This is a genomic window from Streptomyces sp. ITFR-21 (genome assembly GCF_031844685.1).
In the GTDB taxonomy this organism is placed as follows: Bacteria; Actinomycetota; Actinomycetes; order Streptomycetales; family Streptomycetaceae; genus Actinacidiphila.
Genome location: NZ_CP134605.1, coordinates 6,141,481 through 6,156,347, shown reverse-complemented (window position 1 = coordinate 6,156,347; position 14,867 = coordinate 6,141,481). Strand labels below are relative to the sequence as shown.

11 protein-coding genes are annotated in these 14,867 nt (G+C 73.6%); 4 read left to right on the top strand and 7 right to left on the bottom strand.

The annotated features are described in order from the left end of the window. The first annotated feature begins 54 nt into the window (after positions 1-54). A complete protein-coding gene (locus RLT57_RS27420) occupies positions 55-1,269 on the top strand; it encodes a 3-deoxy-7-phosphoheptulonate synthase class II (RefSeq protein WP_311300891.1) in 1,215 nt (404 codons plus the stop codon). 81 nt (positions 1,270-1,350) lie between these two features. Here RLT57_RS27420 and RLT57_RS27415 read toward each other — a convergent pair whose 3' ends face one another. Both RLT57_RS27415 and RLT57_RS27410 read right to left on the bottom strand, forming a co-directional pair. After that, positions 1,351-2,202 (bottom strand): NAD-dependent epimerase/dehydratase family protein, encoded by an 852-nt coding sequence (locus tag RLT57_RS27415; RefSeq protein ID WP_311299921.1) that lies wholly within the window; start codon positions 2,200-2,202, stop codon positions 1,351-1,353. A 320-nt stretch (positions 2,203-2,522) separates the two neighbouring features. Further along, complete coding sequence (locus RLT57_RS27410; RefSeq protein ID WP_311299920.1) at positions 2,523-3,815, bottom strand: MFS transporter; 1,293 nt, start codon at positions 3,813-3,815, stop codon at positions 2,523-2,525. 68 nt (positions 3,816-3,883) lie between these two features. Here RLT57_RS27410 and RLT57_RS27405 point away from each other — a divergent pair, with 68 nt between their 5' ends. Further along, entirely contained in the window at positions 3,884-5,419 is a 1,536-nt protein-coding gene (locus RLT57_RS27405; RefSeq protein WP_311299919.1) for a PLP-dependent aminotransferase family protein, read from the top strand. Here RLT57_RS27405 and RLT57_RS27400 read toward each other — a convergent pair. Then, entirely contained in the window at positions 5,393-6,172 is a 780-nt protein-coding gene (locus RLT57_RS27400; RefSeq protein WP_311299918.1) for a helix-turn-helix transcriptional regulator, read from the bottom strand. The two genes, RLT57_RS27405 and RLT57_RS27400, sit on opposite strands and share 27 nt — an antisense overlap. A gap of 2,270 nt (positions 6,173-8,442) precedes the next feature. Between RLT57_RS27400 and RLT57_RS27395 the strand changes: the two genes are divergently transcribed. Together RLT57_RS27395 and RLT57_RS27390 are read left to right on the top strand one after the other, a co-directional pair. Beyond that, positions 8,443-9,942 carry a hypothetical protein gene (locus RLT57_RS27395; protein ID WP_311299917.1) on the top strand — a complete coding sequence of 500 codons (1,500 nt, stop codon included), beginning with the start codon at positions 8,443-8,445 and terminating at the stop codon, positions 9,940-9,942. Between the two features lie 150 nt (positions 9,943-10,092). Beyond that, positions 10,093-11,295, top strand: coding sequence for an acyl-CoA dehydrogenase family protein (locus RLT57_RS27390; protein ID WP_311299916.1), 1,203 nt, complete (start codon positions 10,093-10,095; stop codon positions 11,293-11,295). A gap of 288 nt (positions 11,296-11,583) precedes the next feature. On the opposite strand, the gene RLT57_RS27385 is transcribed toward RLT57_RS27390, so the two are convergent. The 4 genes from RLT57_RS27385 to RLT57_RS27370 form a co-directional block, all read right to left on the bottom strand. Then, the gene (locus RLT57_RS27385; RefSeq protein WP_311299915.1) at positions 11,584-12,309 is read right to left on the bottom strand and encodes a DUF6390 family protein; all 726 of its coding nucleotides are present in this window, start codon (positions 12,307-12,309) and stop codon (positions 11,584-11,586) included. Then, positions 12,310-13,305 carry a hydrogenase expression/formation protein HypE gene (gene hypE / locus RLT57_RS27380; RefSeq protein WP_311300890.1) on the bottom strand — a complete coding sequence of 332 codons (996 nt, stop codon included), beginning with the start codon at positions 13,303-13,305 and terminating at the stop codon, positions 12,310-12,312. 119 nt (positions 13,306-13,424) lie between these two features. Beyond that, entirely contained in the window at positions 13,425-14,528 is a 1,104-nt protein-coding gene (gene hypD, locus RLT57_RS27375; protein WP_311299914.1) for a hydrogenase formation protein HypD, read from the bottom strand. Continuing rightward, positions 14,525-14,821: a HypC/HybG/HupF family hydrogenase formation chaperone gene (locus tag RLT57_RS27370; RefSeq protein WP_311299913.1), complete on the bottom strand. Its 297-nt coding sequence runs from the start codon at positions 14,819-14,821 to the stop codon at positions 14,525-14,527. The genes hypD and RLT57_RS27370 overlap by 4 nt, the downstream gene beginning before the upstream one ends. Positions 14,822-14,867: the final 46 nt, after the last annotated feature.

Genomic DNA, 14,867 nt, shown 5'->3' with positions numbered 1-14,867 from the left:
CTCCCCGCTAACGGAAGGAACGCGATGACCGGCCGGACGTCGCGTACGAAAGCCATGACCGCCACCGAACTCGGCTCAGCCCGCCAGGACGTCGTCCCGGCCGCACAGCAACCGCAGTGGCCGGACCCGACCGCGCTGCGCCACGTCCTCGCCGACCTGTCGGCCGCACCGCCCCTGACGCTGCCCGCCGAGAGCGACCGGCTCCTCGACCGTTTGGCCGCCGTCGCCCGCGGCGAGGCGTTCCTGCTCCAGGGCGGCGACTGCGCGGAGACCTTGGAGGGCAGCGGCGCCGACCGGGTGCGCGGCAAGCTCGACACCCTCCACCGGATGGCCACGGCGGTCGGCCGGGCCGGCTCGCTGCCGGTGGTCGAGGTGGGCCGGATCGCCGGGCAGTACGCCAAGCCCCGCTCCCGGCCCACCGAGACCCGTGACGGCGTCACCCTCCCCTCCTACCGGGGTGACGCCGTCAACGGCCTGGAGTTCACCGCCCGTGCCCGCGCCGCTGACCCGGAGCGGCTCAGGCGCGTCCACCGCGCCTCGGCGGCCACGGTGGAGCTGATCCGCTCCCTCACCGCCGGCTCCGGCACCGGCACCGCTTCGACCGGCGCCCAGGAGTTCTTCACCAGCCACGAGGCGCTGCTCCTGGAGTACGAGAACGCCATGACCCGTCGCGACCCGCGCACCGGCCGCCCCTACGGGTTGTCCGGACACATGCTGTGGATCGGTGAGCGTACCAGGGGACTCGACGGCGCCCACGTCGCCTTCGCCGCCCGGATCGCGAACCCGATCGGCGTCAAGCTCGGCCCCACCACCACCGCCGACGAGGTCCTCGCCCTGGTCGACCGGGTCGATCCGCACCGCGAGCCGGGCCGGCTGACCCTGATCACCCGGATGGGGGCGGACCGGGTCCGCGACCTGCTGCCCGACCTGGTGGAGAAGGTGACCGCGGGCGGCGCCCAGGTGGGATGGGTGTGCGACCCGATGCACGGCAACACCTTCCAGGCGCCCAACGGTTACAAGACCCGCGCCTACGGGACGGTCCTGGACGAGGTCCGGGGCTTCTTCGAGGTGCACCGCTCGCTCGGCACCCATCCCGGCGGACTGCACATCGAGTTCACCGGCGAGTACGTCACCGAGTGCGTCGGCGGTACGGACGGCCCGCGGCTGGCGGACCTGCCGTCGCGTTACGAGACCGCCTGCGACCCCCGGCTGAACCGCGGCCAGGCGCTGGAGCTGTCCGACGCCGTCGCCGAGTTGCTGCGCGGTTGAGCGCGCCGCATGGCCGCCGACCGTCCCCCGTACACCGGCCCGGTGTACGGGGGACGTGCCGTCGGGCCCCGCGCGCCGGGCTCATCCCTGGTCGCTGAACCCGGTGCGCCAGGTGCGGTGCCGGGGCTGCCACCCCAGGCCCGCCGCCTTGCCGTTGGCCGCCCCGCGCTCCCAGCCAGCGCCGCCCTCGGACGGCTCGGGCGCGGGCCGGTCCAGCGCGGCGGCCAGCACCGGCACCCACGCACGGGCCGGCGCCGGCTCGTCGTCGACGATGTTGACCGGGCCGCTCGGCCAGCCGAGGGCCAGCACGGCGGCCCGAGCGGCGTCGTCGACGTGCACGAACGAGGAGACGCCGGAGTTGGCGGGCAGCGCGCCGTCGGCGAGCTTGCCGGCGATGAAGCCGCCCGGCGCGTACCAGGTGCCCGGCCCGTAGAAGGTCCCGTAGCGCAGCACGACGTGCTCGTCGATCTCCGCCACCGCCTCCTCCAGCGCGACGACGCCGCCGACGCTGGTGGCGCGCGGCTCGGGCGCGCCGGTGTCCAGCGCGGTCGCCTCGTCGGCGGGGACGTCGCCGGCCTCGTACGCCCAGGAGATGGACTGGGCGACGATCCGGCGCACGCCGGCCTTCTTCGCCGCGTCCACCAGGTTGCGGGTGCCCTCCCGGCGGATGCGGGCGTTGTCGACCGGGTTGCCGCCGGACAGCGCGGTGAGCTGGTGGACCACCGCCTCGGGCGCGGCGGCGGCCAGCGCGTCGGCCACCGCGGCGCGGTCGAAGACGTCGAGGCGGACGCCCTCGGCGCCCTGGGCACGCAGTCGTTCCACCCCCTCGGCGGTACGGGTGGCGGCCGTGACCTGGTGGCCGGCCTCGACCAGCAGCGGCACCAGAAGCCGCCCGACGGCTCCGGTGGCTCCTGCGACGAAGATGCGCGTCATGGGTGGGTTCTCCAGTCCCCCGCGGCGTCCGCTGCGGACGCCGCGGGAAGTGAAACTCGTAAGGATCGTGACAGCGGAAATCGGGGCGCCCCGGAAGGGGACGGGCCCCGGGCCGGGCCCGGGGGCGGGTCGGTCGTGCCCGCCGGGTCGCGGAGCGTGCCGGGATCGGTCGTCGGGGTCTTTGTGGGTGGCGGGGCGGGGTCCGGTGCGCGCGCGTGCACGGCCGGGAGGGGGGCGGCGTGGTGTGTCGTCGACCGGCGGGAACGCGGCAGGTGTGCGGGCCGGGGCCCGCGACGCCGCGGAGATCCGCACGACCGGCCCTAGTCGTGCGTGCTGGGCTGCGGCACGCCCGGCCCGGCGGCCAGGGGCCGCGGTGCCGCGGCGGGGGCGGCGGCGGGCGCCGGTCCGCGGGTGCGGTCGGTGACCCACAGCAGGAGGGCCACCGCGGTGAGCAGCCCGCCGACCAGGCACACCCCCGGCCAGCCCCACCGCGGGTAGAGCAGCACGGCCAGCGCGCCGCCCGCCGAGCCGCCCAGGAAGTAGGCGGAGACGTACGCGGTGGTGATGCGCGACCTGATCTGCGGCGGGTAGGCGTAGATCCGCGCCTGGTTCAGTACGTGGACCCCCTGCACTCCCACGTCGAGCACCAGAATGCCGGCGATCACCAGCGGCAGTACGGTGCCGCCGGTCAGCAGCGCCCAGGCGACGGCGATGATGCCGAGCAGCACCCCGGTCGCCGCGTGGGCCACCCCCTTGTCCTGGAGCCGGCCGGCGGGCCGGGCGCAGGCCGCCCCGGCGGCGCCGAGCAGGCCGAACAGGCCGATGACGGCCGGCGAGTAGCCGTACGGAGCGTCGGACAGCATGAGCGGCAGCGCCGTCCACAGCAGCTGGAAGACCCCGAAGCCGAGTGCCCCGGTCGCCATCCGGCGGCGCAGGAACGGTTCGCCGGTGATCAGCGAGGTCACCGAGGCCAGCAGCCGCGGATAGCTCTGGCCGGGGGTCGCGGGCAGGTCGGGGAGTACCAGGCGGACCATGACCGCGAGCACCGCGATGAGGACGGCGGCCACCGCGTACACCAGCCGCCAGCTCGCGAGCTGGTCCAGCGCCCCGGCCACCGTACGGGCCAGCAGGATGCCGAGCAGCAGTCCGGTCATCAAGGTGCCCACGACCTGCCCGCGCTGGTCCTCCCTGGCGAGCGTGGTGGCCATCGGGATCAGGATGTTGATCACCGTGCCGGTGACGCCCACGACCGTCAGGAGCGCCACCAGCGGCCACACGCCGGGAGCGGCGGCCGCCGCGGCCAGCGCCACGGCGTCGAGGGTGAGCATGGTGACGATCAGCGGGCGCCGGGCCAGCAGGTCGCCGAGCGGCACCAGGAGGACCAGCCCCAGCGCGTAGCCGAGCTGGTTGAGCGTCACGCACAGCCCCACGAGCCCGGAGGAGGCGTGCAGGCTGGTGCGCAGCTCCGGCAGCAGCGGCTGGGCGTAGTAGTTGTTGGCCACCACCAGGCCGCATGAGAGCGACAGGAACAGCACCAGTGCACGGGACACGCCCGACCCCGGCAGTACGGGTCCGGACGCGGAGCCACCGAACTGAGGTCTGCGGGAGATCATGTCATCAGACTAGGAAGCGCGGCGTCCGCAAGCATGGGCCAAGAACGGTACGGGAGATTGGACCAAAGATGACGGGTACCGCGTCCGGCCTCGACCTGTGGCTGGAGCTGCCCGCCCGGGGCAGCCGGGCGCGGGCGGTGGAGGAGGCGCTGCGCACGGCGATCCGCGAGGGGCGGCTGCCCGCCGGCACCCGGCTGCCCCCCACCCGGAGCCTGGCCGCCGAACTCGGCCTGTCCCGCGGCACGGTGAACCAGGCGTACGCCCAACTGGCCGGCGAGGGCTGGCTGACGACCGCCCCGGGGCGGGCCGGGACCCGGGTGGCGGAGCAGCCCCGCCCGGAGGCGGCCGCGCCCGCGCCCGCTGCGGTGGTACGGCCGGAGCCCCGGCACGACCTGGCGCCCGGCCGCCCGGACGTCGCCTCGTTCCCGCGGGCCGAGTGGCTCAGGGCCACCCGCCAGGCGCTGCGGGACGCCCCCGCCGAGGCGTTCGGGTACGGCGACCCCCGAGGCCGGCCCGAACTGCGGACGGCGCTGGCCGGATACCTGGGCCGGGCCCGCGGGGTGCGCGTCGACCCGGCCCACATCGTGGTGTGCTCCGGCTACACCCAGGCCCTCGGACTGCTCACCGCGGTCCTGGCCGACCTCGGGGCCGGGTGCGTCGGCATGGAGGACCCGGCGCTGGGCGACCACGTCGCGGTCGCCCGGCGGCGGCTCACGGTGGTCGACGTGCCGGTGGACGGCGAGGGGATGCGCGTGTCGGCGCTGGCGCGGTCCGCCGCCGACGCGGTGGCCTGCACCCCGGCGCACCAGTTCCCGGTCGGGGTGAGCCTGTCGCCCGCGCGCCGGGCGGCGCTGCTGTCCTGGGCCCGGGAGCGTGACGGCTGGATCGTCGAGGACGACTACGACGGCGAGTTCCGCTACGACAGGCGGCCCGTCGGCGCCCTCCAGGCGCACAACCCCGCGCGGGTGGTCTACGTCGGGACGACCAGCAAGTCGCTGGGGCCCGGGGTGCGGATCGGCTGGATCGCCTGCCCGCCGCGGCTGCTGGAACCGCTGGTCGAGGCCAAGAGCCTGGCCGACCGGGTGACCAGCCCGCTGGACCAGCTCGCGCTGGCGGGCCTGATCGCCTCGGGCGGCTACGACCGGCATCTGCGCACCATGCGGCAGCGCTACCGGCGGCGGCGGGACGAGCTGACCGCCGCGACCGCCGTCCGGCTGCCCGGCGCCCGCGTCACGGGCATCGCGGCGGGTCTGCACGCCATCCTCGAACTCCCGCCGGGCACGCCGCCGGAGGAAGAGGTCATGGCGGCCCTGACGGCCGCGTCGGTACGGGTGCACCCGCTCAGCGCCTACCGCAGGGCGCAGGTCCCGGCCGCGGCCCCCCGCCTGGTCGTCGGCTACGCGACCCCCGCGGCCCACGCCTACTCCTCGGCCCTGGACGCGCTGTTCACCGTCCTGGGGGAGCCGGCGGCGGCGCGCGGGCGCTCCGGAGGCGGCCCGGCGACGGGCGGGTCCGCGGCGCCGGTGCCGCGGACCCGGCGGGCGCCGGCCGACGCGGTGCGGCCGGCCGCGGCCCGGTCAGTCGCTGCGCGGGTCGAGCCGTAGCAGGGCCGTGCGCATCCCGGCCTGGAAGCGGGATCTGGCCTCGACCCTCCTCATCAGGTCGGCGACGTGCCGCCGGTAGGTGCGCACCGACCAGCCCAGCTCACGGGCGGCGGCCGTGTCCGTCCAGCCCGACCCCAGCAGCGGCAGGACCTGGGCCAGCGGGCCGCCCTGCTCGATGTCCCAGCGCAGTGAGGTGTCGGCGCGGGCGAAGACGCCGGAGTCGACGGCGCCCTCCCACACCGTGTCGAACAGCGCCTCCAGGGTCCGGACCACCGACCTGTCCCGCACCACCGTCGGGCGGGCCGAGAAGTCGCCCAGTACGGCGACCGCGCCGTCGATCAGCGCCATCCGCGGTATCGCCTCGCCCGCGACGTACACCGCCGTGCCCTCGCCGGCGTGCGCCGAGACCTGCCGCTGGCCCGCGTCGTCGTCGAGCAGTGAGCGCGAGACCAGAAGTTGCGCCCGGCCGGGGGTCTCCAGCAATAAGCTGTAGAGGACGTCCAGCGGATCGGACGGCACTTCGGAGAGCGCCGTGTCCAGGCTGATCCGCGATCTGACCGGCCGCCTGCGTATCTGCTGGATGAGCTGGTCGACGGTGACGCCAGCGCCCGCCGCGGTGTTCTGGAGCCGCGGATCGCCTTGCTGGCCGTTGAGGAACCGGGCTATCTCGCTCACCTGACTGGCGTGGTACAGCAGAGCCTGGACGCCGCCGGTCGTACCCGGGTGCTGGCGGGGCTGCGCGCTCGTGCTCATGGTGCCTCCTGCCTCGACATTGCTGACGTGGTGCGGGTGCCGTGCGGTACTGCGTCCGCGAAGCGGCGCGAATCGGCCGGTTCACGCGTGCGGCTTCCTGGCGGTCCGGCCGCGGCGCGGCGCACGGATGTCCCCCGCGGGGTCCACGCGGGCAGGGGCGGGTGCCCGCGCCGGGCGGGAGCATGGACGGCAGGGGTGTGCGGACGGGGGGCGCCGTGCTCGGCGGCCGGGGCGGGCGGTCAGCGCAGCGTCGGCCGGGCGCAGGGCCCGTGCTCCCGTCCGCCGGGAGGGACCGGACAAAGCCGCGCGGGCTCCCGTCGGGCGGGGGACGCGGCCCGGCAGCGGACACGGACCGCCGACCGCCCCCGATCGTCGCGGCAGCCGGGGCAGCGGACCCGCTGCCGGTCACCTGCCCGGTGATTCGGCGCATCCCCCATGATCGTTTCCTCCGCGGTGAAGAGTCAGTCCCCTTGGCACAGCGATCAATTCCCCAGGGTGCGGGGGCATACGGATCAAGGCAATCCGTTACGCGCGCCTCGCCCGGAAACAGTCGGTCACAAAGAAAGTACATTCAGCCATCAACGCAAGCCACTCAGGTATCATTTATCACAATTGATCAGCAAAGCCCCGGTATCCCCACAGGCACCTCCGACCGCATGGGCGAAGACCGGCCACGACGGCATCTGCGACCACCCCCGCAACAGCCGGGGTTTCCGGCCACGCCGGGACCGCCCCGCCGAAACCGACCGGCCGGATCCCGGACACGGCCACCCCGCCGCCCCGCCCACGGCGCCCGGCACCGTCGCGCCGAACGGGACCCGGCACCCGGCGGTCCGGCGCCGGACCGCCGGCTTCCGGCCGCCGCCGCGCCGGTTGCGCGACACCGCCGGGCGGCGCGCCGGTGAATTCGATCAATGGCGTGGCCACTCGCCGCGCGGAAAGCGGTAGCACCCCCTCCTTCCCCTCACCTCACGGCATCCCCACCGGTCGGCCCATTGATCCACTGGAATCTTTTTCTAGATCAGCTTGCGTGTATACGCATGGGGCTGCTGTGAAAGCCGCGCGGGGAGAACGCCGGGGAAAGCCGGGGAACTCCACTCCCGCAGTAACGAGAATCAAGATCGGGCCGGCCCGAAATGATCAGAACACCTCCGGGGGACCAATATTTTTCGGCAACTCGCCACTTGGTGATCAGTCACTCGCAACCGCTCCGAGCTGGGGTGCCCGCAAGCTCTGGGGAGAGGTTTAGACTGCTTCCAGCCATACGAGGCGTTCCCCCTTGAGTGAACTCTTGTCTACCTCCTACAGTTAAGCCACCTGCCTCGCACAGCTCTTCAGCTCGCATACGTACCGACCGGTACCTCAGCGTCGAGGTATTTCTCCATTTCCGGCCCACCGCAGTGAGAACGGTACGCGGGACTCCCTTCGCGAGCGCCCGGGGCCCCACCCACCCTGAACGGTGAGCCGGTTCTGTCTCCGTCCGTCCGACGGCTTCATGTCGGTCGCGGACCAGTGATGCGGAGAGAGGATTCGGGAAAGCCCATGACTGCCGGATCGCAGCCGGACAACTCCACAGGCCCAGCCGCGCGGGACGGGGACCGCGACGGCACACCACCGGCGCCCCCCACGGCGGGGATCCGGTCGGGGCCGGATCCGTGCCACTGCCCCGGCGACGCGACCGGACCGGCCTTTCTCCCACCCGCCTTCCCATCCGCGCGGAAACCGCCCGCCGGGTTCCGCCGGCCAGGCCCCGGGCCATGGGCGGTCCGGCGCGCCGCGCGGCTCAGCCCGGCCCTCTGAGCCCGCGAGCCACCGGGCGACGCGTCGGCCGCCCCGCCGGCGCCCGGACACCCGCTGCGTCCCGATCCGGTGGGCGCGGAACCCCGCCGGCGGCTCCAAGGCCGGCCGCTGCCGACCGGAACGGCCGGCGTCCACGGGCCGGGCCGGGGAGACCAGCCGGCGGTCGGCGCCGCATACGCACCCCGGTCTCCGCGCGCCCTTCGCGGGCGCCACCGGCAGACCGGTCAGAACCCGTACCCACGTACACCTGCCGAAGTCCAGCCGCACGCGAAGTACGTCATAGGCCCGATGCCGGCGCACGGTTGCGCCGCTCCCGGGCTTCGGTCCGCCGACCGCCGCGACCACGGACCCGTCCGGGAACCAGGCGGCCGACAGGCCGCCGACCGGTACACGCCCGATCAGCCGGTCGGACCGAGCACGCCGCCTTGTCGTCAGCCATCCCGTGATCGTCCCAGCGGAAGGATCAACTCATGGCCACTGCTTCGACCCCCGTGCCCGTGGCGGGGCTGCAGGACCTGTCGAACGAGTCCCGTATGATCGCGACGCCGTGGAGCCGCATGGTGCGCGGCATCGGCCTCGGCCAGTACCCGGTGGAGTACGACCCCATCGTCGCCGCGCGGATCCGGCACGCGTTCGACCTGCTGGCGGCCAAGGTGCCGGCGTCCAACGCGTACACCCTGTTCTCCCGGCTGCTGACGGATCTGATCCTGAAAGTGGCGGATCCCGCCGCGGATCTGCCGCGCGCCGCGATCGAGCAGGCGCTCGGGCCCGTCGCCGACGCGGTGCGGTCGGAGAAGAACCCGTACTACCGGGTCATAGCCGGTTCCATTCTGCTGGACGCCTTCGCCAAACTGGAACTGGATCTGTCGCTGTTGGTCAACGAGGAGCTGGACTTCCCCGGTGAGGTCCTGGCCATGACCGACGAGATCGAGCCGGACCAGGTGAAGGACGGATACAGCGGGGGACACGGCGCCTACGAGCGGCTCTCGGCCTGCTCCGCGGTCTTCCTCGCCTTCGGCGAACTGGGCCTGAAAGACCGGCTGGTCGTCGGCCCGCGCAATTACCTCCGCGAATCGCTGGACCTGTTGGAACGGGTCCCGTCGTCTTTCTTCCGGGTCCGCGGCGGCTCCACGCTCCTGTCGGTGATCTCGCTGCTGGGATACGACGCGCTGATCTTCGACGGGGACCGCGACTACATGAAGGAACTCCTGGACCACCTGGACCGGGACACCGAACTCAACGAACCGCCCACCTTTCCACAGCCCGCGACGGCGGTCTTCCCGAAGACCTATCCCCTCCTCACGCTGCTGAACGCCATCGCGGTGTCCGGCCGGCCCGAATACCTGAACCACGGCGGAGACCGGCTGGCCGAGGCGAAAGAGCTGATGGCCGGGATCTCCGCGGAGGAGAGAACGCACATGGGCCTGTACTACATCGTGGCCCTGCACAACCTGGGCCGGCTGCAGGACCAGCTGCCTGACCTGGACGCCTTCGTGGAGCACCTGGTGGGCCGGTGGCAGCACGTGGACCCGGCCGAGGACTTCTTCATCAACGGGGTCTCCTTCCCCTACCTGATCGAGACCGCCATGATCACCGGCCGACTGGATCTGGTCAGCGACGACATCCTCGACCGGGTGGCGGATTGCCTGCCGTATCTGGACCGGACCGAGCAGGACCGGCTCAATCGCGCCTATCCGCTGAGCTACGGCCTGAACGCTCTGGGGGAGATCGGCGCCTCGGAACGCTTCTTCACCCCCAGAGCCCGCTACGAGGGCAGTTCGGCGATCGCCTGGGTCATCGACCACTTTTCCGAGAACGCCCTCGCCGAGGGCACCCGGATCAACATGGTCGACCATGCCCTGATCAGCTACGCCCTCCGCCTGCGCGGCGCCGAGCGGAAGGAGACGGAATTGTTCAAGGGCTTCCGTTTCCGTCTCGCGGCCCCCCAAGAGGGTCTGCCGGTTTCCTGACCGCGCCCTTTCCCCATCCGTCGTCGCGTCCGGCCATCTTCGGCAAACCCGCCGGGCGCGACACGGCGCACTTGTACGATCCCGTCCCAGCACATCGTTCATCCAGCCTCGGACCACCAGCGTCAAGCTGGCATCGAATTGGGGAGCCAGATGTCAATCGCCACGGAGCCGCAACACGCCCTTTTGCGCGCGCCCGAGACCGCGGAGACGACCGAGTGGGTCGCCCGGGTCGACGCCCTCGCCCCGCTCGTCGAAGAGCACCGCAAGGCCGGCGAGGAACAGCGCTTCACCCCGCCCGTGGTGATGGACGCGCTGCGCGCGGCCGGACTCCACCGGATGTGGGTCTCCCGCGAGTTCGGCGGCGGCCAGGTCAGCGTCGCCACCGGGTCCGCCGTGATCCAGGCCCTGGGCCGGCTCGACGGCTCGCTCGCCTGGCAGATTGCCGTCCAGGGCGCCATCAGCAGGATCTCGGACTACCTGCCGGAGCCCACCTCCCGCAAGCTCTTCCAGGAGAGCTCCGGCCTGGTCATCGGCGGGGTCAACCCGGCGGGCGCGGCCGAGATCGTCGACGGCGGGTTCCGGCTGAGCGGCCGGTGGAGCAACGCCAGCGGTTACGCGCACGCCGACTGGATCATCTGTACGGCGTTCGTCACCGAGGGCGGCGAGCGGGTCGTCTCGGCGGCCGGCGTCCCCGAGATCCGGATGCTGTTCATCCCCAAGTCCGAGACCCAGGTGTACGACACCTGGTACACCATCGGCCTGAAAGGCACCGGCAGCAACGACTTCTCGGTGCCCGAGACGTTCGTGCCCCGGGAGTTCACCGTCTCGAACACGGACCTGTTCGCCTCGCCGCCGGCCCGGCCCTCGCGCGCCCACGCGGCGGCCTACTACGACTTCGGCGTCGGCGCGCCGGCTGTCGCGCTGGGCATCGCCCAGGACGCGCTGGCCTCGTTCAAGGAACTGGCCGCGGCGAAGACGCCGACCGGGTCCGCCACCGGTCTGGCAGCCAGCCACACCACCCAGGAGAAGCTCGCCCGGCTGGAGATGCAGGTCCGCATCGCGGAGCTGCTGCTCGCCGACGCCGTGCACGAGGTCAGCGAGCACGGCGAGAACGGCGGCGAGTCGCTCAGCGCCCTGGTCCGGGTGACCGCCGCGAGCGTCGCCGAGCACGCGGTGGCGGCCGTCAACGGCCTCTACCAGCTGGCCGGGTCGAGCTCGCTGTTCGCCAAGAGCCGGCTGGAGAGGTGCTTCCGGGACGTCAACTCCTCGACCAAGCACATCACCGTCTCCTCCTCGCACTTCGAGACGGTCGGGCAGTACCTGCTCGGCGGTCCGCTGGTCTACCGCCGCTGACCCGGCGGCGATCCCTCGTACGGGGCCGAGCGTCCGGCCCCGGCGACCACCCGCGCGGCCGCCCCCGGCCGGCCGCTCCGGGTACGGCGGGAGCGGACCGGCCGGGGGCGGCTGTCGTCCGCGACCGGGCACCCGCGCGGGCCCGCCCGGCCGCCTCCGGCCGGACAACCAAGCCGGCCCGTCCCGGCCCCGTCCTATTCCGTCCGACCCGGTCCGACCCGGGCGGACCCCGCCGGCCGGCCGCGCCGCCGCCCGCTTCCCGCCGCGCGGCCCCGGGCCTTCGCCGCCTCAGCCCGCCGGGGACGGCAGCCCGCCGAGCCGGGCCCGCTGGCCGGCCTCCAGCGCCTCCAGCCGGGCCGCCTGCTCCGCGGTGACGACGTCGCACACCCAGTCCCAGTGCAGTGCGACCCGGTCGCCCGGCGCGGGCGCGTCGATGAGCGCCAGGCCGCCGGCCGACCACCGGACCGTCTCCCGGCGGGCCGGTCCTGGCGCCGGCGCACCGCCGTCCCAGGCCAGCGGGCGGGACTCCACGGTCGCCGTCCCGCCGTCCACGCCGAGCACCACGCCGGTACGGATACGGCACCGGTCGAGTACGGACAGCGCCGTCGGATGGCCTCCGGCGCCCAGCAGCCGGGCCCACGGGTAGACCTCGAACACCTGGAAGCTGTGGTGGGCCAGCGCGCGGCCGGCCGCCTCCCGCCACGTACCGCCGCACTGGCCGCGGAAGCGGTCCGCCAAGCGGTCCACCAGAGCGGCGGGGTCCACCCGGTCCAGCAGGTCGTTGCCGATCCAGTACGCCTCGACGACCCGCGCGTCGAGCGGGTCGGGAAGGCCGGCCGCCTCGGCGAGGAACTCCAGGTAGCACCAGGCGCCCTCGAACCGCCGGGCCCGCTCCCGGAGGCCGGCGGCCGCGTCCGGCCGCAGCAGCGCGGCCGGGTCCGGCGGGCCGCAGTAGCCGAGCTCGTTGGGCGGGTAGGCGTATCGCGCGAACAGCAGCGCGCCCTCGGCGCTCATTCAGCAGATCCTCGGGAGCTGTTCACCGATCGGCAGGCCGACCACCCGGGTGCCGCCCAGCGCGGTCCTGGCGACCACCATCCCGGGGTGGTCGGCCACGCAGGTGCCGATCCGGGCCGACGAGCGGCCGAGCGGGTGCGCGCGCATCGCGGCCAGCACCCGGTCGCAGTCGGCGGCGGGCACGAACACCAGCAGCTTGCCCTCGTTCGCCACCTGGAGCGGGTCGAGGCCGAGCAGGCTGCACGCGTCCCGGACCGTCTCCGGGACGGGCAGCAGCCGCTCCACCAGTTCGACGCCGACGCCGGCGGCGCGGGCGATCTCGTTGAGCGAGGCGGCGACACCGCCGCGGGTGGGGTCGCGCAGTACGTGCAGATCGGCGCCGGTGGCCGTCATGGCGGCGACCAGGCCGTGCAGCGGCGCGGTGTCGCTCTCGACCGCGGTGCCGAACTCCAGGCCCTCCCGGCAGCTCAGCACGGCCACGCCGTGCGCGCCGATGTCGCCGCTGACCAGCACGGCGTCGCCGGGGCGCGCCCGCCGCGGGTGGATGTCGACGCCGGCCGGCACCACGCCGATGCCGGAGGTGTTGACGTAGACGCCGTCACCGGCCGCGCTGTCGACGACCTTGGTGTCCCCGGTGACCAGCCGCACCCCGGCGTTCCGCGCGGCGGCGCCCATCGCCTGGGCGATACGGCCGAGTTCGGCCAGTCCGGTGCCCTCCTGGAGGATGAACGCGGTCGACAGGAACAGCGGGACCGCCCCCGACATCGCGAGGTCGTTGACCGTCCCGTTCACCGCCAGGTCGCCGATCGAGCCGCCGGGGAAGAACATCGGCTTGACCACGAACGAGTCGGTGGAGAAGGCGAGTCGGGTGCCGCCACCGACCGGCAGCACGGCGCTGTCGCCGAGTTCGGCGGCATCGGCGGCCGGGCCGAAGGCCGGCAGGAACAGGTGCTCGACCAGTTCGCCGGACATGGCTCCGCCGCCGCCGTGGCCCATCACCACCGTCGGGGTGTCCCGCAGCGGCGCCGGGCAGACCCAGCTGTCGAAGTCGAGGCCGCCGGCGGGTGTCCCGCCGGGCCGCGACACCCTGTCGTCGGGAGGCAGTGTCACGTCAGTCACTTCGCATCGGCCAGTTCCAGTCGGCGGTAGGCGTGATAGGCGGCGCAGGCACCCTCGGAGGAGACCATCGTCGCGCCGAGCGGACTGCGCGGGGTGCACTCCTTGCCGAAGGCCGCGCACTCGTACGGCTTGATCAGTCCCTGCAGCACCTCGCCCGAGCGGCACAGCTCCGACTCGGCGGTACGGATGCCGGCCACGTCGAAGCGCTGCTCGGCGTCGAACTCCCGGTACCTGTCCGCCAGTCGCCAGCCGCTGCGCGGGATCACGCCGATTCCGCGCCAGGTCCGGTCGGTGACCTCGAAGACGTCCCGCAGCATCTCCAGCGCCGGCACGTTGCCCTCCTCGCGCACCGCGCGGGGGTAGGCGTTCTCCACCTCGTGGCGGCCCGCCTCCAGTTGGACGACGGCGCGGCGGACGCCCTCCAGGATGTCCAGCGGCTCGAAGCCGGTGACCACGACGGGCACCCGGTACCTGGCGGCCAGCGGCGGGTACTGCGAGGTGCCCATCACGCTGCACACGTGCCCGGCGGCGAGGAACGCCTGGACCCGGCAGGTGACGGACTCCATCACCGCGGCCATCGCGGGCGGCACCAGCACATGCGACACCAGCAGCGAGAAGTTCCGCACGCCCAGCCGCGCGGCCTGGTGGACGGCCATCGCGTTGGCGGGCGCGGTGGTCTCGAACCCGATGCCGAAGAAGACCACTTCGCGGTCGGGGTTCTCCCGGGCCAGCCGCAGCGCGTCGAGCGGCGAGTACACCACCCGGACGTCACCGCCGGCGCTCTTGACGGAGAACAGGTCCTGGCCGCTGCCCGGCACCCGCAGCATGTCGCCGAACGAGCAGAAGACGACCCCGGGGCGGGCGGCGATCGCCAGTGCCCGGTCGATGGTCTCCAGCGGTGTCACGCACACCGGGCAGCCGGGTCCGTGGATCATCTCCACGCCGGCCGGCAGGAGCTGGTCGATGCCGTGCCGGATGATCGAGTGCGTCTGGCCGCCGCAGACCTCCATCAGCGCCCACGGGCGCGTGGTCACGGCGTGGATCTCCGCCAGCAGCCGCCGCGCCGCCCGCGGGTCGCTGAACTCGTCGAGGTACTTCACCGGGCCGCTCCTTCGGTGGGCCGCTCCTGCCGGGGCGCCGGTTCGGATCCGTCGCCGAACTCCTCGGCGAGCAGGCCGAGCCGGTCGAAGTCGGCGAGGGTGGCCAGCGCCGACCGTTCGTCGAGCCGCTGGATGGCGAACCCGACGTGCACGATGACGTATTCACCGGCCACCGCGTCGGGGATGTACTGGAGGCACACCTCTTTGCGCACCCCGCCGAAGTCCACCTCGGCCATCAAGGCGCCGTCGACGACGGCGGTACTGAGGACCCGCCCCGGAACTGCCAGACACATGGGCTCTCTTCCCTGTTCGTTCCCTCTTCGATGAGTCGCGCGGCCC

Coding starts and splice junctions, on each gene's coding strand:
- RLT57_RS27420 (WP_311300891.1), top strand. CDS start 55: ATGACCGCCACCGAACTCGGCTCAGCCCGCCAGGACGTCGTCCCGGCC.
- RLT57_RS27415 (WP_311299921.1), bottom strand. CDS start 2,202: ATGACGCGCATCTTCGTCGCAGGAGCCACCGGAGCCGTCGGGCGGCTT.
- RLT57_RS27410 (WP_311299920.1), bottom strand. CDS start 3,815: ATGATCTCCCGCAGACCTCAGTTCGGTGGCTCCGCGTCCGGACCCGTA.
- RLT57_RS27405 (WP_311299919.1), top strand. CDS start 3,884: ATGACGGGTACCGCGTCCGGCCTCGACCTGTGGCTGGAGCTGCCCGCC.
- RLT57_RS27400 (WP_311299918.1), bottom strand. CDS start 6,172: ATGAGCACGAGCGCGCAGCCCCGCCAGCACCCGGGTACGACCGGCGGC.
- RLT57_RS27395 (WP_311299917.1), top strand. CDS start 8,443: ATGGCCACTGCTTCGACCCCCGTGCCCGTGGCGGGGCTGCAGGACCTG.
- RLT57_RS27390 (WP_311299916.1), top strand. CDS start 10,093: ATGTCAATCGCCACGGAGCCGCAACACGCCCTTTTGCGCGCGCCCGAG.
- RLT57_RS27385 (WP_311299915.1), bottom strand. CDS start 12,309: ATGAGCGCCGAGGGCGCGCTGCTGTTCGCGCGATACGCCTACCCGCCC.
- hypE (WP_311300890.1), bottom strand. CDS start 13,305: ATGGGCCACGGCGGCGGCGGAGCCATGTCCGGCGAACTGGTCGAGCAC.
- RLT57_RS27370 (WP_311299913.1), bottom strand. CDS start 14,821: ATGTGTCTGGCAGTTCCGGGGCGGGTCCTCAGTACCGCCGTCGTCGAC.